General features: G+C 70.5%; 16 protein-coding genes. 13 read left to right on the top strand and 3 right to left on the bottom strand.

The features are described from left to right. Positions 1-67 precede the first annotated feature (67 nt). The gene (locus tag HAV40_RS11290; protein WP_166380894.1) at positions 68-3,397 is read left to right on the top strand and encodes a S8 family peptidase; all 3,330 of its coding nucleotides are present in this window, start codon (positions 68-70) and stop codon (positions 3,395-3,397) included. Positions 3,398-3,439: 42 nt separating this feature from the next. Here HAV40_RS11290 and HAV40_RS11285 read toward each other — a convergent pair whose 3' ends face one another. From HAV40_RS11285 to HAV40_RS11275, 3 genes are all read right to left on the bottom strand, one after another. Continuing rightward, positions 3,440-6,172 (bottom strand): AfsR/SARP family transcriptional regulator, encoded by a 2,733-nt coding sequence (locus tag HAV40_RS11285; RefSeq protein WP_166380893.1) that lies wholly within the window; start codon positions 6,170-6,172, stop codon positions 3,440-3,442. A gap of 132 nt (positions 6,173-6,304) precedes the next feature. After that, positions 6,305-6,823 (bottom strand): sigma-70 family RNA polymerase sigma factor, encoded by a 519-nt coding sequence (locus HAV40_RS11280; RefSeq protein WP_166380892.1) that lies wholly within the window; start codon positions 6,821-6,823, stop codon positions 6,305-6,307. A 163-nt stretch (positions 6,824-6,986) separates the two neighbouring features. Continuing rightward, positions 6,987-8,837, bottom strand: coding sequence for an AfsR/SARP family transcriptional regulator (locus tag HAV40_RS11275; RefSeq protein ID WP_166380891.1), 1,851 nt, complete (start codon positions 8,835-8,837; stop codon positions 6,987-6,989). Positions 8,838-9,067: 230 nt separating this feature from the next. On the opposite strand from HAV40_RS11275, the gene HAV40_RS11270 reads away from it, so the two are divergent. From HAV40_RS11270 to HAV40_RS37975, 12 genes are all read left to right on the top strand, one after another. Continuing rightward, the gene (locus HAV40_RS11270; protein WP_166380890.1) at positions 9,068-10,081 is read left to right on the top strand and encodes a hypothetical protein; all 1,014 of its coding nucleotides are present in this window, start codon (positions 9,068-9,070) and stop codon (positions 10,079-10,081) included. Positions 10,082-10,335: 254 nt separating this feature from the next. Beyond that, positions 10,336-11,007 (top strand): TerD family protein, encoded by a 672-nt coding sequence (locus HAV40_RS11265; RefSeq protein WP_166380889.1) that lies wholly within the window; start codon positions 10,336-10,338, stop codon positions 11,005-11,007. Between the two features lie 302 nt (positions 11,008-11,309). Then, a complete protein-coding gene (locus HAV40_RS11260) occupies positions 11,310-11,888 on the top strand; it encodes a TerD family protein (protein ID WP_166380888.1) in 579 nt (192 codons plus the stop codon). A 190-nt stretch (positions 11,889-12,078) separates the two neighbouring features. After that, entirely contained in the window at positions 12,079-12,654 is a 576-nt protein-coding gene (locus HAV40_RS11255) for a TerD family protein (RefSeq protein ID WP_166380887.1), read from the top strand. Positions 12,655-12,746: 92 nt separating this feature from the next. Further along, positions 12,747-13,973, top strand: a complete 1,227-nt coding sequence (locus HAV40_RS11250; protein ID WP_166380886.1) for a toxic anion resistance protein — start codon at positions 12,747-12,749, stop codon at positions 13,971-13,973. A 101-nt stretch (positions 13,974-14,074) separates the two neighbouring features. After that, on the top strand, positions 14,075-14,485 hold the full coding sequence (locus HAV40_RS11245) for a hypothetical protein (RefSeq protein WP_166380885.1): 411 nt from the start codon (positions 14,075-14,077) through the stop codon (positions 14,483-14,485). Next, the gene (locus tag HAV40_RS11240) at positions 14,485-15,048 is read left to right on the top strand and encodes a TerD family protein (RefSeq protein ID WP_166380884.1); all 564 of its coding nucleotides are present in this window, start codon (positions 14,485-14,487) and stop codon (positions 15,046-15,048) included. The genes HAV40_RS11245 and HAV40_RS11240 overlap by 1 nt, the downstream gene beginning before the upstream one ends. Continuing rightward, positions 15,045-15,992, top strand: a complete 948-nt coding sequence (locus HAV40_RS11235; protein WP_166380883.1) for a hypothetical protein — start codon at positions 15,045-15,047, stop codon at positions 15,990-15,992. Before HAV40_RS11240 ends, HAV40_RS11235 begins: the two co-directional genes overlap by 4 nt. Positions 15,993-16,549: 557 nt before the next feature. Then, positions 16,550-17,125 carry a TerD family protein gene (locus HAV40_RS11230; protein WP_166380882.1) on the top strand — a complete coding sequence of 192 codons (576 nt, stop codon included), beginning with the start codon at positions 16,550-16,552 and terminating at the stop codon, positions 17,123-17,125. A gap of 91 nt (positions 17,126-17,216) precedes the next feature. Beyond that, on the top strand, positions 17,217-18,305 hold the full coding sequence (locus tag HAV40_RS11225) for a DUF475 domain-containing protein (RefSeq protein ID WP_166380881.1): 1,089 nt from the start codon (positions 17,217-17,219) through the stop codon (positions 18,303-18,305). A gap of 125 nt (positions 18,306-18,430) precedes the next feature. Next, positions 18,431-19,972, top strand: a complete 1,542-nt coding sequence (locus tag HAV40_RS37980; protein ID WP_203671728.1) for a phosphoribosyltransferase family protein — start codon at positions 18,431-18,433, stop codon at positions 19,970-19,972. Further along, a complete protein-coding gene (locus HAV40_RS37975) occupies positions 19,969-21,114 on the top strand; it encodes a cysteine protease StiP family protein (protein WP_203671726.1) in 1,146 nt (381 codons plus the stop codon). The genes HAV40_RS37980 and HAV40_RS37975 overlap by 4 nt, the downstream gene beginning before the upstream one ends. Positions 21,115-21,122: the final 8 nt, after the last annotated feature.

Genomic DNA, 21,122 nt, shown 5'->3' with positions numbered 1-21,122 from the left:
CTGAACTTTCACCTGCTGGCCACGTCCTGATGACGCGTACCCCTCTCGCGTTCATCAAGGGAGAAAGATGCGGTCAGTACGCAAGTTATCGGCGCTGGCGGTGCTGGTGCTCGGCGTCTCGGCGGTCGTCCCCGGCGGCTCCGCCGCCGCGGCTCCGACCCCGCTGCCGAAGCCGGCGACCACACCCCCGGTCGCGTCGAAGCCCTCGACGGTCACTCTGCTCACCGGCGACACCGTCCACGTCAGCACGATCGACGGCCAGACCGCCGTCACCGTCGTGCCGGGCAAGGGCCGGGAACGGATCGCGTTCCTGACCCACAGCGCGGGCGACGACGTGCGGGTCATCCCCGCCGACGCCGTCGGCCTGCTCAACCGCGGCAAGCTCGACGAGCGCCTGTTCGACATCTCGACGCTGGTCGGCTTCGGCTACGACGACTCGCGTACCACTCTGCCGCTGCTCATCGAGCACGACGGCACCACCGGTGGCCTCACCGGTGCGCGGACCATCCGTGAACTCCCCGGTCTGAGCGCCGTCGCACAGAACCGCACCGACGCCGTCGCCTTCTGGAACAGCCTCACCGCAGCGACCGGCTCCGAGCGGCGGCTGCGCACCGGATACGACAAGATCTGGCTCGACGGTCTGCGCAAGCCGACACTCGACGTCAGCGTCCCGCTGACCGGCGCACCGCAGGCCTGGCAGGCCGGGTTCACCGGCACCGGGGTGAAGGTCGCCGTCATCGACACCGGCGTCGACCAGACCCACCCCGACCTCGCGGGACGGGTCGCCGCCGCGGAGAACTTCACCGCCGAGCCCGACGCCCTCGACCGGGTCGGCCACGGCACCCACGTCGCCTCGACCATCGCCGGTGGGGGAGAGGCGTCGCAGGGCCGGTTCAAGGGCATGGCGCCCGGCGCGTCGCTGTACAGCGCGAAGGTCTGCACCATCGACGGCTGCCCCGAGTCGGCGATCCTGGCCGGTATGACCTGGGCGGCGCAGCAGGGCGTCAAGGTCGCCAACATGAGCCTGGGCGGCCCGGACAGCTCGGCGACCGACCCGATCGAGGCGGCCCTGGCCGACCTGACCCACCGCTACGGGATCCTGTTCGTCGTCGCCGCCGGCAACACGGGCCTGGGCGGGGAGTCGACCGTCAACTCGCCCGGCAGCGTCACCGAGGCGCTGACCGTCGGCGCGGTGTCCAAGACCGGTGAGCTGGCCGAGTTCTCCAGCCGCGGCCCGCGCACCGGCGACGCGGGCATCAAGCCCGACATCACCGGACCTGGCGTGGCGATCGTCGCGGCGCGTAGCGCGGCCTCCGATCTGTACGCCAACGACGATAATCCGCAGTACGCGAGCCTGTCCGGTACGTCGATGGCGACGCCGCACGTGGCGGGCGCGGCGGCGATCCTGGCCCAGCAGCACCCCGACTGGACCCCGGACCGGATCAAGTCGACGCTGATGGCAGCCGCACAGCCCAGCACCGCGATCGGCGTGTACGAGCAGGGCGCGGGCTTCGTCGACGTCGCCCGCGCGATCGGGCAGACCGCCACCGCCAGCCCGGTCAGCGTCGCGTTCGAGCGGACCACCGCCGCGCAGAGCCGCACCGTCACCTACACCAACAGTGGCACCTCGGCCCTGACCCTGGCGCTGACCTTCGACGCCAAGGACGCCGACGGCGCACCGGCCCCGGCGGGGCTGTTCAGCCTCAGCGCCCCGACCGTGACAGTGCCCGCGGGCGGCACCGCGACGGTGACCGTCACCGTGCAGGCCAGCGCCGGTCTGCCCGACCGGTACTTCGGCGGTGAGGTGACCGCGACCGGCAACGGCACGCAGGTGCAGACCCCGGTCGCGGTGGATGTCGTACGCCGTCAGCTGACCCTCAAGCTGATCGGCCCCGACGGCGGCAAGCCGACCGCCGAGCAGGGCTGGGTGACGGTCCTGATGGACCTGGACCGGCAGACCCAGCTGGTGCTCGACGACCCGTCGGCCACCACGCACCGGGTCCGCGCGGGCCGCTACCTGGTCCAGACGTACATGCTGACCGGCGACCCGAACGCCCCCGACATCACGTCCCTGGTCCGCCCGACCCTCGACCTGACCAAGGACCAGTCGCTGACCGTCGACACCCGCAAGGCCAAGCCGCTCACGGTGTCGGTGCCGAACGCGAAGGCGAGCCTGGTCTTCCCGGACTCGGGCTGGACGATCCGCACGCAGCAACCGCAGATCTGGGGCAGCAACGACCCCTTCGGCACGCTGATGAACGTGCCGTTCGACCACATCCGCACCGCGCAGGTCGGGTCCGGTAGGACCCCCGGTTTCGTGTCCTACGTGCACGGGATCTGGGGCCAGGTCGACGCCGACGGCGGTCTGCACAACAGCCCGTACGTGTACCGGGCCTACTTCTACGAGCCGGGCCAGATGATGACCGGCCTGACCCGCCGGCTGCGCGCCGGTGACTTCGCCACGGTCCGGTCGCAGATCAGCGCGGACGTGCCCGGGGTGCCGGTCGCCCGCAACGCGGTCGCGCACGCGCCCGGTAACTCGCCGGTCTACCGCGACGAGCGCAACATCCAGCCGACCTTCACCTACGACGTGCCCGCCACCATCACCGAGTACTACCACACCGACAAGAAGGCGGTATGGCAGTCGGTGTCGGCGCAGACGCGCTACACCTACTACCAGTCGGACTGGACCGGCTACCAGCCGGGCCGTACGTACCACGTGAAGTGGGCCAACGCGGTCGCCGGGCCGGTGTACCCGCAGCCGAACTTCGGTCAGCAGTACGCGACCCGCTACTGGGGCGACCAGATCGGCGGACCCGGCCCGCTGCACGGTGACGGCACCGGGCACATGGGCTTCCGGCACGTACGTGGCGGCAGCGCCCAGGTCACCCTGTACCGCGACGGTGTCGAGATCGGCAGCGCGTCCGAGGTGCCGTACACGTGGCAGGTGCCCGCGCAGACCGGCGACTACCGGCTTGCCGCGACGTTCACCAGCGACCCGGCGTTCACCCTGTCGACCGTCGTGCAGGCCGAGTGGACGTTCACGTCCGGCCACGTGCCCGACGGGGAACTGGTGAAACTGCCGCTGACCGCGATCCGGTACAGCCCGAAGCTCGACATCGACAACAAGGCGGCGGCGGGCCGGCTGTTCACGATCCCGGTGTCGCTGGACCGTCAGGTCGGAGCCGCGCCGGGCCGGACGAAGGCACTGACGGTCGAGGCGTCGTTCGACGACGGCAAGACCTGGCACAAGCTGCCGGTGCTGCGCTTCGGTGAGCAGGGCACCGCGCTGATCTGCCACCCGGCGGGCACCGGTTTCGTGTCGCTGCGCGCCGCGGCGACCGACAACCGTGGCAACACGGTCAAGCAGACCGTGATCCGCGCCTACCGGTACTGAGCACCGGTCCCGGACGCGGCGCTGCCCGGCGCCGCGTCCGGGTCACCGGCTGATCAGCCGGTCGCGGATCTGCCGGGCGATCGGCGAGTCCGTGCCGTCGAGCTCTGCCAGCGCCTCCCGCCACGCCTGCCGCGCCCGGACCGGTTCACCGTGGCCGGAGTGGAAGTCACCGACCGCGACCAGCACCTCGGCGGTGTGATGAGCGGCCCCCGCGCCCCGGAACGTGCCGATCGCCTGCCGCCACCCTGCCATCGCGTGCGGCAGGTCGTCGATCATCGAGTACGTGTGCGCCAGCCACGCCTGCGTCGTGCCGACCCCGTGCAGGTCACCGAGGGCCTCGAACTGCCGCTGCGCCTGGGTGAACATGCCCAGCGCCGGCTCGTGGCGGCCCATCCAGGACTGCGCCCGCGCGATCGCCAGCAGCGCCGTCGTCGCACCCCGCTCGTTGCCTTCTGCCCGGAACAGGGTCTGCGCCGCTCCCGCGTGCTCGATCGCTTCGTCGTAGCGGCCCTGCTCGAGGCGGATCTCAGCGATGTTGTTCTCGACATGGCCCTGCTCGGTGCGCAGCCCCAGCCGTTCGAAGATCTTCCGCGCCCGGTCCAGGTGCGACAGACCGCCGTCGAGATCGCCCAGGAAGTAGCACGCGCCCGCGAGGCTGCGGTGCAGCAGCGCCCGCGCGACCAGGTCGTCGCCTACCGCGGCCAGGCCGATACCCGCCACGGCCGCCCACTGTTTGAACTGTGCCGTGTCCTGGAAGAAGTTCTGCATCGCCAGCGCGATCCGCCACGCCGTACCCGGCCGCCCGCGCCGCCCCGCCCGCGCGACGATGCCGGTCAGCACCCGCTGCTCGGCGGCGAACCACGCCATCGCCTCGTCCCGGTCGGTGAACGACCGCCCGGCGACCACCGACGGCTCCGGTTCCGGCAGCGGCACCTGCGGCAGCACCAGCAGATGCGCCGCGTACGCGCTCAGCTCGTAGAAGTCGTACATCCGCTCGACGGCCGCGTCACGTTCGGCCGCGCCGTCGTGCTCCTCACCGAGTTCAGCCGCGTAGGCGCGCAGCAGGTCGTGCATCCGCCACCGGCCGTCACCGGGCTGCACCAGCAACTGCGCGCCGAGTTCGGCCAGCAGGCCCCGCGCGGCCCGTGGCGTCAGCCCGCCCAGCGCCGCCGCCGCGTCCAGGCTCCAGTCCGCGCCCGGATGCAGGGGCAGCAGCCGGAACAGCCGCGCCGCCCCGGGCGACAGCGCCTGATACGACCAGGAGAAGATCGCCTCCAGGTCGGCGTACGCGTCGCCGAAACCGGCCAGCCGCCCGTCGGCCCCGGCCAGCTCACCGGCGACCTCCGGCAGGCTCAGCCCCGGCCGGCCGACGCTGCGGGTCGCGACCAGCGCCAGCGCCAGCGGCAACCGCCCGCACCGCACGATGATCTCCCCGACGGCGGCAGGGTCGGCGGCGACCACGTCCCCGAGCCGACGGGTCAGCAGTTCCCGGGCCTCGGCGTCGGTCAGCAGGTTCAGGTGCAGCGCGTGCGCGCCCGCCACACCGGTGATCCGGCGGCGGCTCGTCGCGATGACCAGGCTCGCGCCTGTGCCGGGCAGCAGGTGCCGGATCTGGTCACCGTCGCGGCAGTTGTCGAGCAGGATCAGCATCCGCCGCTCGGCCAGGATGCTGCGATACAGGCCGGCCTGGGCGTGCAGCTCCGCGGGGATCGCCGACGGCGCCACGCCCAGCGACCACAGGAACCCGCGCAGCGCCTCCGACGGCGTCATCGCCGCACCCGTGGCGTCGAACCCGCGCAGGTCGGCGTGCAGCTGCCCGTCGGGGTAGCGGTCGGCCAGCCGGTGCGACAGGTGCACCGCGAACGTGGTCTTGCCGACGCCGGGCATGCCGTCGACGACCAGCGCCGTCGGCCGCTGCTCCCCGGCCAGCAATTGTTCGACGGCGGCGAGCACGTCACGGCGGCCCGTGAAGTACGGATGGTCACCCGGCAACTGGGCAGGGCGTTCGGCCGCGCTGGTCGGGGCCTCGTGGCCGAGTAGGCTGTCGCGGGCCGCACGCAGCTCCGGGCCTGGCACGATGCCGAGTTCGTCGGCGAGCCGGTGCTCTATGTCGGCGAAGGCGGCCAGGGCCTCGGCCCGCCGGCCGTCGGCGGCCAGCGCGAGCAGCAGCCGCGCCTGCAGCGCCTCGTCGAGGGGCTCAGCTGCGGCGGCCTGCCGCAGCGCGGGCAGCACCACGTGAACGCACCCGGCGCGCAGCGCCGCATCGGCTGCCGCGCGCACTGCCGCATACCGTTCGCCGTCGACGGCGACGAAATCCGGGTGCGAACGGCCGTCGGTGTGCAGACCCGCGGCGCACCGGTCACGCCACAGGGCCAGGGCCTGCCGGTACAGCTCCACGGCCTGCTCACCGGAACCGGACTGGGCCAGGGCGGCCAGGTGCCGGAAACGCAGCAGGTCCAGCGAACGGCCGTCGAGCCGCAGCCGGTACTGCGCGCCGTCGCGGACCAGCACCGAACCCTGCTCCCGCGTGGGCAGGCCCGGCTCGAAGCGCCGCCGCAGCACGCCCACGTGCCGGTGTACGACGTTGACCGCGCTCGGCGGCGGGTCGGACTCCCACAGCAGGTCGACGAACTCCGCGACGCTGACCGCACCTCCGGCACGGGCGAGCAGCAGTGCGAGGATCAGCCGCTGTTGCCGGGTGCCGAGGTCGATTTCGGACCCGCCGCGCCAGGCCCGCACCGGGCCGAGTACGGCGAAGGTCAGTGGGCTGGTCATCTGAGTGCGATCCGTGTGGTGCAGGTGGTCACGATCGCCGTAGCGTGGCAGGGATCATCGCGCGCGACCAGCCGGGCCGGCGGCTCTGTGAACTTGACCTCGGGCCGGAACCGCGGCTCGGCAGGCCGCGTCTCAGGCGGCCTTGAGGCTGGTGCGCAGCGCGCACAACGCGTAGTGCGTCCGGGACTTCACCGTGCCGACCGGCATACCCAGCCGCCCCGCGACCTCCTGCGCCGACCGCCCGACCAGGTACACCTCGCACAGCAGGCGGCGCTGCGCCGGGCTCAACCGGCCCAGAGCCTGCCGCATCGCATGCGAGGCCAGCGCGGTGCCGGTCGTGTCGTCACCGGCCGCAATCCAGCTCATGTCGACGTGGACCTCCGACGGGCGGTTCGCGCCGCGCCGTACGCCGTCGATGACCAGCCGCCGGGCGACGGTCAGCAGCCACCGGCGTGCGGCGTCGGCCTCGGCGGGCACCGTGTCCAGGTGCCGCCAGGCCCGCAGCATCGTCTCCTGCAGCAGGTCCTCGGCCGACTGCCGCTGGCCGTGCGTCAGCACCGTCAGCAGGCGCAGCACGGCAGGGGCGTGGTCGGCGTGCAGCGCGGTCAGGCGCTGCGCCGCGGCGGTCGATTCGCCGGATGCCAGCAGCACGGAGACCCCCTAGGCAGGTGCGGCGGGTGAGTGCGCCGAGCCTAGGGATCATCGATGCGGATGGACTGACACATAAGTGCTGAATCAGTGCCGTGACCGTGGGTCCGCAGCATCTCGCTCAGCGCGAGACTTCGGCGCCGGTCCCCGTCAGCGACAGAGCTGCCTACCGGTCGGCCCGCAGGCACCGCAGCCGTGCCGCAGCCCGAGCGGCCGGACTGTCGTGCTCCTCGCCCAGCTCGGCGGCGTACGCCAGCAGCAACTCGTGGGCGCGGTAGCGGCCAGGCAGTTCCTCGCTGACCAGGTGGGCGCGGCTCAGCTCGCCGAGCAGTGCCCGCCCGGACCGCAACCCGACGTCGGCCGCGGCAGCCGCCGTGGCGACCGAGATGCCAGCACCAGAATGGACCGGCAGCAGCCGGAACAGCCGCGCGGCCTCGGGCGTCAATGCCCGGTATGACCAGGAGAAGGCGGCCCGCAGCCCGGTCTGCGGATCGTCGCCGTCGAAGCCGTCTAGGGTTCCGGCTGCCTGCGCCAGCTCTTCGGCGACCCGCGCGAGCGTGACGCCCGGTTGCCCTGCCACGCGGGCCGCCACAGCTGCCAGCGCGAGCGGCAGCCGCCCGCACGCCGTGACGACGGCGTCGACCGCGTCCAGGTCCGGCGTGGCGCCGAGCATCCCCACCAGTACTGTGCGGGCCTCGGCCTGGCTCGGCGGGCACATCGGCAGCGGGTGTGCCCCGGCCGTGGTCTGCAGGGAGGCGAGCCGGTTGCGGCCGGTGACGACAGCCAGGCAGCCAGGGCCGCCGGGCAGCAGGTGCCGGACCTGTTCGGCGTCACGGCAGTTGTCGAGCACGATCAGCAGCCGCCGGCCGGCGAGCCTGCTGCGGTACAGGCCCGCCTGCGCGTGCAGCTCGGCCGGGATGGCGTCCTGCGCCACGCCGAGCGAACCGAGGAACCCCCGCAGCGCCTCGGCCGGGCCCATCGGCTGCTCCCAGCCGTAGCCGCGCAGGTCGGCGTACAGCTGCCCGTCGGGGTAATCGGCGGCGAGCTCGTGGGCGATGCGCACGGCCAGGGCGGACTTGCCGACCCCGGGCATCCCGTCGATCGCCAGCACCGTGCTGCCTGCCGACACCGCTTTACCGGCCTGGGCGATCAGGTCGTCGCGGCCGTGGAAGCCGGGCAGGTCCGGTGGCAACTGCGCGGGCTGGGGCAGCGGCGACGGCGACTCGGCAGCCGCCGGCCGGGTGCGCTGGTGCAGCAGCCGGTCGTAGGACTCCCGCAGCTCCTCACCCGGTTCGACGCCCAGCTCGTGGGTGAGCCGGTGCCGCACCGCCCGGTACACCTCGACGGCTTCGGCCTGCCGGCCGTCGGCGGCCAGCGCCAGCAGCAACCGGCTCTGCAGCGACTCGTCGAGCGGATGCTGCTCGGCGGCCTGCCGCAACGCGGCCAGCACCGCCGCCAGCCGGCCGCACCGCTCGGCGGCGTCGGCGGCCTCCCGTACGGCCTGGGCACGTTCGGCCTCCACCGCTAGGAACACCGGATGCCGCCGCGACTGCGGTTCCAGGCCCGCGGCGCAGCGGCCTCGCCACAACCGCAGCCCGTCCAGCGCGTGCCGCAGCGCCGACGCCGGGTCGCCGTCGTGCAGACGGCTAGCCGCCTGACGGCTCAACGCCCGGAACCTCAGCAGGTCGAGCGACTGCTCGTCGGCGCGCAGCCGGTAGCCGGCCAGCTCCCGGACCAGGTGCCGACCGGTCGCCCGGTGCGGCAGGCCAGGTTCGAGCACCCGCCGCAGCTCGCCGATGTGCCGGTGGACGACATTGACGGCGCTGGCCGGGGCCTGCTCGTCCCAGAGCAGGTCGACCAGCTCGGCCACCGAGACCGGCGCACCGGCCCGGGCCGCCAGCAGCGCGAGCACCAGGCGCTGCTGGCGGGCGCCCAGTGGCAGCGCGGCGCCGGCCCGTACGACCCGGATCGAGCCGAGCACCGAGAACCCGATCGCCTCACCCGCCCCCGCCTGCACACCGGCAACCGTAACCGGCTGATCCGCCGGTCCAGCCCGCGCCCAGCCGCGCGCCAGCAGCCCGGGTCTGGGCGGGCCCCGGGACGCGACGCTGCCGTACCCGGTTGAACTGCTGAATCGTCTCCTGGTCACGGCCGCGTCACTGGCCTGGCCGGTCGGCCGTGGGCAAGACTCGACGGCGGCGGGCAGTCGCGCCGCCGCACAGCCGCAACGAAGCGCAGGGACCGCCCATGCTTGTCGGAAACATCCTCACCGGTCGCGGCATGCTGCGCGCCGTCGCCGCGGCGATCTGCGGACTGGTCCTCACGACCGCGTCCCCGGCCCCGGCCGCGCCGGGCCCGGCGGGCGGGTACGGCTCGTGCATCGCCACCCCGGCCGAGTACCGCGACGCCTGGCAGCGGCGGCAGGTCCGGTGCGTTTCACCGCAGCTGTTCGGCACCACCCACGCGGTCGGGCAGAGCTCGATCTACCCCGAGGGCTTCTGGTACGCCTGGGCCGGCTCCAACACCAACCTGGAGCAGTACCTGCGGCTACGTCGCGACTACGGCGACACCCCGGCGAAGGTCGGCATCGGCGTGCTGTCCTACGTCGGCTACCCGGGCCTGGAAGACTGGTCCACGCCCACCGGCCTGGCCGTGTACACCCTCCCGCCGCACCAGCGGGCCCAGGTGCCCAGCTTCGAGACCTGGTTCCGGCTGCTCGACGAGCAGTTCGGCGATACCGGCGCGTACCCGCTCGCCGCGCAGACCGACCTCGTCTACGCGTACTCCCGGCTGCGCCGGGGTCAGGACGTCGTCAGCGCGTTCCAGGACGTGACCGGCTGCCGCCGTGGCAGGCTGCTGCAGGGCGCCGCGCCGTCGGCGGCGATCGGCTGCGACCGTGACTTCCTCGGCGCGCTCGCCGCAGCCGGCCCGTCGCCGTACGACGGCGCGCAGTCCAAGGCGTGTTTCGCGAACTTCGCCGACCGCTACCGGGGTCGGCGCAGCGCGGCGGCGCTGCGTGGGGTGCTGTACCAGTGCCAGGACGCGGGTTTCCTCAACACCGGGGTGGGTCTGGGGTACAACACGTACGCCAACCCGTTGGTGTGCGGACCGGCCCGCGAGCAGAGTGTGCGTCAGCGCTACACCGGCCGCGAGTTTATCGTGCCGAACACGGCGTACGGGCAACTGCCCAGCTACGTCGACATCCCGCTGGAGCTCGGCCGACCCGGCGAGCGGGACTTTCTGAACGACGGCTACTGCTGAGCCGCTACGAGGGCGCCACCCGCCAGGTCTTCGTCATTGTGATCAGGGGCGGCGGGTGGTGGAGAGAAGCGGGGATCGCCCATGTGCGGTCAGTATCAGGCGCCATTCGTATCGGATGACGTGATGTCGAGGATGACGACGGGCTAGTCCGCCTAGTCAGGAAATGCATAGTGATGGACAGTTAACGTGCACCCTCGACGGCACTAGCCTGATATGGGTCTCTCACCCCGCTCGCCGTCGTAGGAAGGCACTCCGTGGTCGACTACAACAAGCGTCCGTCCGGCGCGGCTCCCGCTGCCCCCGTCTCCCTGTCGAAGACGTCGCTCACCAAGAGCAGCCCCAAGGTCTCGCTGACCAAGGCGACCGGCGCATCGGGGCAGATGCGCATCAACCTCAATTGGAACGCCCGACCGGCAGGCAGCAACAGCGGCGGGGGCTTTCTGAAGAAGCTTCTGTCGGGCAGTGACTCCATCGACCTCGACATCGGTTGCCTCTACGAGACCGTCGACGGCCGCAAAGGCGTCATCCAGGCCCTGGGCAACTCCTTCGGCAGCCTCGATCAGCATCCTTATATAAAGCTCGACGGCGATGACCGCTCGGGCGCCGCGAGCGGTGGAGAGAACCTGCTCATCAACCTCGACCACCTCGACCACCTCAAGCGGGTCCTGATCTTCGCGTTCATCTACGAAGGCGTCCCCGCCTGGGACAAGGCCGACGGTGTGGTGACTCTGTACCCCGTGGGTGGTGCTCCCATCGAGATCCGGCTCGATGAGAGTTCCGGTAGCCGCATGTGCGCGATCGCGCTGCTCGAGGCGGCGGGTGGTGGGCTGACCATCGGACGTGAGGTCCGGTACATCAATGGTGGTCAGGCTGATCTGGACCGTGCCTACGGTTGGGGTATGAACTGGTCACCGGGCCGCAAATAGTCCGGTCCGTATCACCGCGCCACCGACTCGGTCTCACCATGCCCGAGTCGGTGGCCTGCGGGTCTCTGTGAGCGGTCAGGCGGTGTTGCATCGTCGGGAGCGAATCGCATCGAGCCGTCACACTAGGACGGCAGTACCCATGTCGGTCGTCACGTCATGCGGCGGTGCGGCCGGTATGGGCGGAAAGTGCAGTCTCACCATTTGACCCTGCGGCTAAAGTGCCAATCGCCGTTGCGCTCAGGGGCTACGTCCCTACCGCGCGTCAGCAGTGCCGGTCGCACCACACGTTCAGGAGGACACACATGGGCGTCAGCCTCAGCAAGGGCGGCAATGTCTCCCTCTCCAAGCAGGCCCCCGGCCTGACTGCGGTGATCGTCGGCCTCGGCTGGGATACGCGAACGACCAGCGGAGCCGCCTTCGACCTCGACGCGAGCGCCCTCATGCTCAACGGGTCGGGCAAGATCCTGTCGGATCAGCACTTCGTGTTCTTCAACAACCTGGTCAGCCCTGAGGGGTCGGTGGAGCACACCGGTGACAACCTGACGGGTGAGGGTGACGGCGACGACGAGTCCATCAAGATCGACCTCGCTGCGGTGCCGGCCGAGGTGCAGACGATCACCATCGCCGTGTCGATCTACGATGCGGGCAGCCGTGGGCAGTCCTTCGGGCTGGTCCGTAACGCCTACATTCGCATCCTGAACCAGGTCGACGGCGGGGAACTGGCGCGCTACGACCTGTCCGAGGACGCCTCGACCGAGACGGCGATGATCTTCGGTGAGGTCTACCGGCGCAATGGCGAGTGGAAGTTCCGGGCGATCGGGCAGGGCTATGCTTCTGGCCTGGCCGGCATCGCCCGTGACTTCGGCGTCAACGTCGAATGATCGTGGACCGGGCCCCGCTGGCGGCCCGGGCGACGTACTCTTCCGGTGCGCTGAAGTCGGCTGGATCGAGCCCGGCTCGGGCCTTGCGGAGTTCGTGCATGATCTGCGGATCGGCTGGGACTGCCACGGGATGGCAGCAGGTGGCCGATCCCGCTATAACGATATCGAAAGCGACATGAAAGGGCGCGACGTGACGGTCAGTTTGAGCAAGGGACAGAAGGTTTCGCTGTCCAAGGCCGGTGGCGGCACTTTGACCCAGGTTCGGATGGGTCTGGGCTGGGACGCCGTACGCAAGAAGAGCCTTTTCGGCAGCCGGAAGCAGACCATCGACCTCGACGCGTCGTGCCTGCTGTTCGACGCCAGCGGCCAGCTGGCCGACCAGGTGTGGTTCCGGCAGCTGAAGAGCCGTGACGGCGCTGTGCAGCACACCGGCGACAACCTGACCGGTGACGGCGACGGCGACGACGAGTCGATCAAGGTCGACCTGTCCCGCCTGCCCGTCCACATCACGACGCTGGTCTTCACGGTGAACTCGTTCACCGGGCAGGACTTCTCCCAGATCGAGAACGCGTTCTGCCGGCTGATCGACGAGACCAACGGCCAGGAGGTCGCCCGCTACGCGCTCACCGGCTCCGGTAACCACACCGCCCAGATCATGGCCAAGGTGGCCCGCGACGGGCAGGGCTGGTCGATGACGGCGATCGGCGCGCCCACCTCCGGACGTACCTTCCATGATCTGCTCCCCGCGATGGCCGCACACCTGTGACCTGCCCCGCACCGGTCCGCTGACGTCGTAGAACACCGTTTCCCTCCCGCTGACCCCCCTCCACCTGTTTGACGTACGCCAAGGAGTCCTCCATGTCCGAACTCGACCTCGGTGGCGCAGCGCCCACGGCCCCGGGCACCGCGCTCGTACTCACTCCGCCGGCCCCTGTCGTCGTGGTGGAAAAGGAGCAGGCGGCCGGCGCCGTCCCCGTGGACAGCGGCAAGCAGGCGGAGCTGCGGTCGAGGGCGGAGGCGTTCGCCGGCGAGCTGAGCGCGCTGGACATGCGCTCGCCGGCGTTCTCCGAGAAGGTCGGCGCGATCACGTCGATGGGTGACCGGGAGATGCGGGCGTCGGCGAGCGTGTCCAGCCGGATGCTGGAGCGGCCCGCGGCGGCGCTGCGCTCCGGTCGTGGCCGCGGTGGCGACGATGCGCAGACGCGGGTCGCCAACACGCTGGTCGACCTGCGTACGACGGTCACCGAGCTCGACCCGGGTCGCGCCGACCTGAGCGGTGTGCGCAAGGTGCTGAAGTTCCTGCCGGGTGGTGACCAGATCCAGCGCTACTTCGCCAAGTACCAGTCGGCGCAGAGTCACCTCAACGCGATCATCAAGGCGCTCGACTCGGGCCAGGACGAGCTGCGCAAGGACAACGCGAGCATCGAGACCGAGAAGGCCAACATGTGGGCCGCGATGGGCAAGCTCGCGGAGTACAACGAGCTGGCCGCGGCCCTGGACGCCGCTGTCGAGGCCAAGGTCGCCGCGCTGGACGCTGCGGGCAGGGGCGAGGACGCGAACACGTTGCGCGCTGACGCGCTGTTCCCCATCCGGCAGCGGCGGCAGGACATCATGACGCAGATGGCGGTCGCGGTTCAGGGTTACCTGGCCCTGGACCTCGTCCGCAAGAACAACATCGAGTTGATCAAGGGTGTCGACCGGGCGCAGACGACCACGATCGCGGCGCTGCGCACCGCGGTCATCGTCGCGCAGGCGCTGTCGCGCCAGAAGCTCGTGCTCGACCAGATCACCGCCCTGAACACGGTCACCTCCAGCCTGATCGAGTCGACGTCGGTGCAGCTTCGCGTCCAGGGCGCCCAGATCAACCAGCAGGCCGCGAGTACGACGATCGACGTGGCCAAGCTCCAGGCCGCGTTCGACAACGTCTTCCAGACGATGGACGCCCTCGACACGTTCCGTGCCCAGGCCGTGGACAGCATGGCCCAGACGGTCGCGGCGATCGAGGGGCAGATCGAGCGCGCCAAGCCGTACCTGGAGCGGACCCGCCGCAACGAGGGTGGTTCGGCCGGCCAGGTCGGGGCCTGACGCAGACACCGTTCGGGGGATGGACGACAGCAGTGCGATGGTTTCGCAGAGAGCGTGAGACGCAGCCCGCAGAGTCGGCGCCCGTCGACGACAGTCCCGCAGTGCTGCGCCAGAACCTGGATGAGCTGATCCGGTTCGTCAACCGCAGTTCCGGCCGGCTGCCGGGGGAGGCGGTGGTGACCGCCCGGCGGGTGACCGACGTCCTGCGGGCGGTCATCGACAGTTCGGAGGTCCGCGAGCTCGACATCTACACCGTGGTGTCGGTGCGCGGGGTCGTGGACGACTACCTGCCCACGACCCTGAAGAGCTTCCTCGCCCTGGATCCGGCCCACCACGATGTGGCGCGGGCCAGGGGGCAGACCCCGGTCGAAGCCTTGCAGGAGCAGCTCGAGCTGATGTGGGAGTCGACGTCGGCGGTCCTGGTGGCTGCGCAGGCCCAGGACGTCGACGCGCTGATGACCCAGGGTAGTTTCATGCGCACGAAATTCTCTCGATCGGACCTGGACCTCTGATGGCAGTGATGAGACGCGGATCGAACGTGGCACTCACCCGGGAGATCCCCGGCCTGACCGGGATCGTGTTCGGCATCAACTGGGATGCCGGCTCTGAATCGCTGCTGTCGGACAACCTCGTCGTCGCGGCGATCCTGTGCGACGCGGCGGGCAAGGCCGTCTCCGACGAGCACTTCGTGTTCTTCAACCAGCTGAGCTCTCCCGATCTGTCGGTGACGCAGCTGGAGGAGGCCCTCGGCGACGACGAGGAGCAGATCGAGGTGAACTTCGCCGCCGTTCCCGCCGAGATCAGCCGCATCGCCGTCGTCCTGTACATCAACGAGGGCACGGCTCGCCGTCGCGCCCTGGGGCAGCTCAAGCAGTGCGGGATCCGGGTGCTGAACCTTGCCGACAACAGCGAACTCGTCCGTTCGGAGAACCTCGCGCAGGCGCTGAGCGCCGAGACCGGGATCTCGCTGGGCGAGGTGTACCGGCACAACGGCGGATGGAAGTTCAAGGTCGTCGGCGGCGGATACACCAAGGGAATCGAGGGTATCGCCGCCGACTACGGGGTGACGCTGTGAACCGGCCCGGACCGCACGACGCACCACGGCGCGACGATCTGCCGTTCCTGCGCCGCAGGTCACGCCCGAAAAAAGTGGTGACCCGGCAGTCGGCCCCTGCCGGCCCGGCCGCGCCCGTGGCCGCACCGGCTGCTCGCGCAGGCCTGGCCCCGCCGACCCCGGCACCGTCGACGGGTCCGGCCGGATGGTCGTCTGCCCTCGACCTGTCGGCTCCGGCGACGCCTGCGGCCTCTGCTGCGCCGTTGTCGCCCGCCTCGGCCGGTCAGTCGCTCGACCTGTCCACCCCGCCGAGTCCCACGGCCGCGGCGGCCGGACGCACGGGCTCGGTGACCGCGGCGCAGCAGACCGGCCCGGCTGCTTCCCGGGTGCCGCCCGCTGCCCGAGCCTGGTCGGGCACGCATACGATCCTCACCCCCAGGGCGCCGACCGTGACGCTCACCCGGCTGCAGACGGGGGTAGGAAGCCTCACCTTCACGGCCATGTGCTCGGACCTGGTGGGCGATCTGCGGCTGGGTTGCGCGTATCAACTGCGCTCCGGTCACACCTCGACCCTGCTCGACGCCGACGGCGCGGGCTCAGCCCCGAAAGGCTCGCCGCGTCCGGTGATCACCGGCAAACGCGACCGGCATGCACAGCTCAGCATCGACCTGCGGCAGTGTCGGCAGATCGAGCGTCTGATCATCTTCGGCTACTCGCCGAGCGCCACGGAGTTGAGCTGGGGCGGCGCCCTGGTGGTATCCACCCAGGGTCACGCGAAGATCGAGCTGCCGATCGACGCGGCGCCTTCGCGTGGTGTGTGCGTGTTCCTGTCGCTCTACAACGTTCGCGGAGAATTCGTTCTTCGATCCGAAATGGACGCGGTCAGCGCGTCGGTTCGTGACGCCTGCCTGGCATACGGCTTCGACCGGATCTCATGGCTCGACGCGAACACTCCTGTCGGGTGACAGGGCTTTCGGGCCGGGCCGACAGGCGAGATTATTTGTACCGATAGGGTAAAAACATGCGACTTGTCTGAAGTGACAGTGTGAGCGTCGGTCCCCGGCGGGATGACTATGCTCACAAGGCTTCAGGGCCGGATGGCGTCACCGCCCGTGGTCTCGTGATCTTCGGTGACTCCACCGATCGTCGTCACACGCATGGCTTTTCGGCCGACCGCCCTGGCGAACGGCTGAGCCGGGCACGCCGTTGCCGAGCCGGGTCGGCTCCTCGGGTCCGGGCGTAAGGACTTATGTCCGACTCGGACTGCTGAACCAGTCATATCTCTCGGTCCCCAAACCCTTGCCGTTGCCCCCAACCTGGTTGAACATGGTGATGGCCACTGCGCGGCATGGTGTTGATCATGTACGTGGGGGCTTCGTTCTTTCGGGGACCCGTGCACCTTGGCACCGTGTGGCAGACTTCCGGTCTGGGTGCGGCGAGCCGCGTTCCGATCGAGTGAGCGGGGATATGTCTGCCCGGTTCAGCGCGGGCATCGGCCCGCCGATCTGTACAGGAGGAATTTGTGGGAGTCAGCCTCAGCAAGGGCGGCAACGTCAGCCTGACCAAGGAGGCGCCGGGTCTGACGGCGGTGACTATCGGTCTTGGCTGGGATACCCGCACCACGACCGGTACCGACTTCGACCTCGACGCCAGCGCGATCATGTGCGACGCCGCCGGCAAGGTCATCTCGGACAGTCACTTCGTGTTCTTCAACAACCTGACGAGCGCGGACGGGTCGGTCAAGCACCAGGGTGACAACCTGACCGGCGAAGGCGACGGCGACGACGAGAAGATCGACGTCAACCTCGCCGCCGTGCCGGCCGAGTGCCAGAAGGTCGTCTTCGCGGTCTCCATCTATGACGCGGCTGCCCGCAGCCAGTCGTTCGGCCAGGTCACCAACGCCTTCATCCGCGTGGTCAACCAGGCCGGCGGCAGCGAACTCGCGCGCTACGACCTGAGCGAGGACGCCGCCACCGAGACCGCCATGCTCTTCGGAGAGCTGTACCGGCACGGCACCGACTGGAAGTTCCGGGCCGTCGGCCAGGGCTACGCGACCGGCCTGGGCGGCATCGCCTCCGACTACGGCGTGAACGTCTGAGCTGTGCTTTTCAGTGTGGGTCACCCGCTCGATCGGGTGACCCACACTACGCTTCGCGCCTTGTTCAACAACACAAAGAAAGGGCTGACCTGTGGCAATCAGAACGTTCAGCGGATCACTGATCTTCACCATTCTGGCCCTCGCCGCCGCATTCTGGTTTGGTGGCCCGACCATGCTCGCCCTCGTGGCGATCCTGGCCGTCCTCGAGATCTCGCTGTCGTTCGACAACGCCGTGATCAACGCAGGCGTCCTGAGCCGCATGTCCGTGTTCTGGCAGAAGATCTTCCTGACGATCGGCATCGCCATCGCCGTGTTCGGCATGCGGCTGGTGTTCCCCTTCGTGCTGGTGTCGGCGTCGGCGGGAATCTCACCGGCCGCGGTCGTCGATCTGGCGATCAACGATCCCGAGACCTACAAGAACGAACTGCTGGCCGCGCACCCGGCCATCGCCGCGTTCGGCGGGATCTTCCTGCTCATGATCTTCCTCGACTTCGTGTTCGAGGAGCGCGAGATCAGCTGGCTCGCCCCGATCGAGAAGGCCCTCGGCAAGGTCGGCAAACTCGACCAGCTGTCGGTGGTCATCGCACTCGGAGCGCTGCTGCTGGTCGCCGAGACCCTGGCACCGGACCCGGTCACCGTCCTGGTCGCGGGCATGCTCGGCCTGCTGACCTACCTGCTGGTCAACGGCCTCGGCGAGCTGTTCTCCAACAAGGCCGAGGACGAGGAGGAAGCCCAGCCCAGCACCGCGGGCGCCAAGAACGGCGTCGCGCTGGCAGTCGGCAAGCAGGCCTTCTTCCTGTTCCTCTACCTCGAGGTGCTCGACGCGTCGTTCAGCTTCGACGGCGTGGTGGGCGCGTTCGCGGTCACCTCTGACCCGTTCGTCATCGCGCTGGGCCTGGGCGTCGGCGCCATGTACGTCCGCTCGCTGACGGTCTACCTGGTCAACAAGGGGACGCTGCAGGAGTACGTCTACCTTGAGCATGGCGCGCACTGGGCGATCGGCGCCCTGGCGGTCATCTTGATGATCACGATGAAGTACCACCTCAACGAGATCATCACCGGGTTGTCGGGCGTGGTCTGCATCGCCGCCGCGTTCATCAGCTCCGTGGTGCGCAACCGCCGGTTGGCGGCGGCCCAGGCCGCCGACGACGATCCCGACCGCGAACTCGTGTCGGCCTGACGGCCGACCAGCACCACCACGTCGCCACGGCGAGAACGCCTGGGCCGCGCAGTCGCGCGTGCCCAGGCCGCTGGCGGCTTACCGCAGGCGGGCCTTGACGGGGGGCCGACACACAAGGAGGTTCCATGCGACGAGTCCGTGAATCGCCATCGCGACGGCCGCAGTCCGTGCTCGAACGTATGCCCGACGAGTTCACCCGCGCCGGATCCCACCCATCGGCGGCACCGGGCGCCGACAACGGCGGCGTGCCACGCCAGGCCGGGCGCACCGAAGCCGACCTGGACGGCACCGGTACGCCGGCCGTGTGGGCCGGTGACTGGGTCGCCGACCGGCTCGGCGTCGTCGTCACCATGAACACCTCCGCCACCGAGCAAACAGCCGAACAGACCGAATCCGGCGGCGGCGCGCAGGCGTCGCGATACGACAAGGTCATGCTCAGCGACCTCGCCGGGCTCGCCGTCAGGCGCAACACCCGCCGCGCCCACCTGGTCGTCTCGACGGTGCTGGGCAAGAACATCCCCGTCACCCCCCGCCGGGCCAGCGAGGCCGGACACCGCCTGGGCGAACTGGTCGCGCAGGCGATCGGGGCGAGCCCGGTCCTGGTCATCGGGTACGCCGAGACCGCGACCTCGCTGGGACACCTGGTCGCCGACGCCCTGCCCGACGCGGACTACCTGCACTCCACCCGGCGGCTGCTGCCCGGCGAGACCCCGGTCGGCACGTTCACCGAGGCACACAGCCACGCCACCGAACACCTGCTGGTCCCGGCCGAACCGGAACTGCTGGCCACCGAGAGGCCGGTCGTGCTCGTCGACGACGAACTGACCACCGGTCGCACCGCGCTGGCCACCATCGGGGTCCTGCAGGCGATCAGGCACCGCCCGCGATACATCATCGCGACCCTGCTCGACCTTCGCAGCGACGCCGACCGCGCCGCCTTCGCCGCCGACGCCGCGCGCCTGGGTACGCGGATCGACGTGGTCGCCCTCGCACAGGGCGTGCTGTCCACCCCCGACGACGTCCTCGAACGCGGCCGCCAGCTGGTCGCCGAATTCAGCGAGCCGTCCGAGCAGGCCCGGACCCCCGACCGCACCGGACGTGCCGCGACGGTCCGCGCCACCGTGCGCCGCGTCAACCCGCAGTGGCCCGCGGGCCTGCCGGTGGGGGGCCGGCGGGGAATCCCGGCGGCCCGGCGAGGCGAGCTGGACGACGCGGTCAGGCAGGTCGCCGCCACCGTGGCCGACCAGCTGCCCGCCAACGGTCGCATCCTCGTGCTGGGCACCGAGGAACTCATGTACACGCCGCTGCGGGTCGCGTGCGCCATCGCCGAGCAGCGCTCGGAGCACCCGGCGGACGAGATCCTGTTCTCCTCCACCACCAGGTCCCCGGCACTGGCGATCGACGACCCGTCGTACGCCATCCGCACCAGCCTGGCGTTCCCCGCACACGACCTGCGCGCCGTCGTGGTACGCGACACCGCCGGTCACCGCGACGCCCCGGAGCGGTTCGCCTACAACGTGGCCCCGTCGGCCCGCGAACCGGGATTCGCCGCGATCGTGCTGGTCATCGACGGCCCCGGCGACACCGATGCCCTGTGGGACCCGTCCGGGCTGGTGGAGGCGCTGCGCGGCGTGTGTGACGAACTGATCGTGGTGCGGCTGCCATGACCCCCGCGACCACCAAGACCGAGCCGGCCGCCCTGCACGGGCCGGCCTTCTCGTCGTACGCGGGTGACGAGGTGAGCTGGCTGCTGACCGATCTGTCCCACGTCGCCCTGGAGATCTCGACCGAGCAGCGCGAAGCGGCCATCCAGTCCGGCGCCGGCCACTACGCCGAAGCCCTGCCGATCGAATACCAGCCGACACCCGAATACCAGCAGCTGTTCCACCAGGTGATGGCAGACACAGCCACCCGCGTGGCGACCGCGGTCGGCGTCGTGACCGAGCTGATCCTGTCGACCCGGCCACGGCCGGTGCTCGTATCGCTGGCCCGCGCCGGGACCCCGATCGGCATCCTGATGCGGCGCTGGGCGGCACAGCACCACGGCCTCGCCCTGCCCCACTACACCGTGTCGATCGTGCGCGACCGGGGCATCGACCGGGTCGCGATGCGCTACCTGGCCGCCCGCCACGACCCGGCCGACATCGTGTTCGTCGACGGCTGGACCGGCAAGGGAGCGATCGCCCGGGAACTGCGCGCCGCACTGGACGAGGTACGCGCCGAGGACGGCCTCGACTTCGATCCGACCCTGGCCGTGCTCGCCGACCCCGGTCACTGCACGACGGTGTACGGCACCCGCGATGACTTCCTGATCCCCTCGGCCTGCCTCAACTCGACCGTGTCGGGACTGGTGTCGCGTACGGTGCTCAACGACCGGCTGATCGGCCCGAGCCAGTTCCACGGCGCGAAGTTCTACCGCGAACTGAGCGCGAGCGACGTCTCCGGCACCTTCCTCGACACCGTGTCAGCCGAGTTCGCCGCGGTCGCGCCGGACGTCGCGGCCCGCTGGCCGGTGCTGGCCGCCGCCGACCGCACCCCGGACTGGCGTGGCTGGCAGGCAGTCGAGCAGCTCGCCGAGCGCTACGGCATCGGGCGGGTCAACCTGGTCAAACCAGGGGTCGGTGAGACCACGCGGGTGCTGCTGCGCAGGGTGACCTGGCGCGTGCTGGTCCGCCCGGACGCCCGCGACGAGGTGCGCCACGTGCTTCTGCTGGCAGCCCAACGCGGGGTGCCGGTGGAGGAGGTCGACGACCTGCCGTACTCCTGCGTGGGCCTGATCGCCCCGCAGTCGCCAGGACCGCGGCGGTGATGGCGGAC

The sequence above is a fragment of the Catellatospora methionotrophica genome, from assembly GCF_011297335.1.
Classification (GTDB): domain Bacteria; phylum Actinomycetota; class Actinomycetes; order Mycobacteriales; family Micromonosporaceae; genus Catellatospora; species Catellatospora methionotrophica.
This window is presented reverse-complemented; position numbering and strand designations above follow the sequence as displayed.

Coding starts and splice junctions, on each gene's coding strand:
- HAV40_RS11290 (WP_166380894.1), top strand. CDS start 68: ATGCGGTCAGTACGCAAGTTATCGGCGCTGGCGGTGCTGGTGCTCGGC.
- HAV40_RS11285 (WP_166380893.1), bottom strand. CDS start 6,172: ATGACCAGCCCACTGACCTTCGCCGTACTCGGCCCGGTGCGGGCCTGG.
- HAV40_RS11270 (WP_166380890.1), top strand. CDS start 9,068: ATGCTTGTCGGAAACATCCTCACCGGTCGCGGCATGCTGCGCGCCGTC.
- HAV40_RS11260 (WP_166380888.1), top strand. CDS start 11,310: ATGGGCGTCAGCCTCAGCAAGGGCGGCAATGTCTCCCTCTCCAAGCAG.
- HAV40_RS11250 (WP_166380886.1), top strand. CDS start 12,747: ATGTCCGAACTCGACCTCGGTGGCGCAGCGCCCACGGCCCCGGGCACC.
- HAV40_RS11240 (WP_166380884.1), top strand. CDS start 14,485: ATGGCAGTGATGAGACGCGGATCGAACGTGGCACTCACCCGGGAGATC.
- HAV40_RS37980 (WP_203671728.1), top strand. CDS start 18,431: ATGCGACGAGTCCGTGAATCGCCATCGCGACGGCCGCAGTCCGTGCTC.
- HAV40_RS37975 (WP_203671726.1), top strand. CDS start 19,969: ATGACCCCCGCGACCACCAAGACCGAGCCGGCCGCCCTGCACGGGCCG.